This is a genomic window from Streptococcus sp. HMSC072D07 (assembly GCF_001814835.1).
Lineage (GTDB): Bacteria > Bacillota > Bacilli > Lactobacillales > Streptococcaceae > Streptococcus.
In genome coordinates this window covers 1-284 of the sequence record NZ_KV818056.1, presented here as the reverse complement: position 1 = coordinate 284, position 284 = coordinate 1, and positions in this window count along the sequence as shown.

The window sequence follows — 284 nt, the reverse complement described above, 5'->3', positions numbered from 1 at the left end:
TTTTGGGGTTGACTGGGCTTCAAGAAAAGTAAAAAACAAGCTCCTGTTATGACTAATAGGCTTAAAACTCCCAGAATAGTTAGTATTTTTTTCCTATATTGTTTCATTGATTTCCTCCTGAATATGTGTTGTTTGTATCTGAAGAATAAAAATTATAAACTCTTAGCCCATTATACCATATGCGTGACACCGTGAGAAGATGAGAAAACCAAAAGAAACTCACCTGAATTAAATTCAGGTGAGTTCAGATAGTTATGGAAAATCATTATATTGACTCTCTGCGA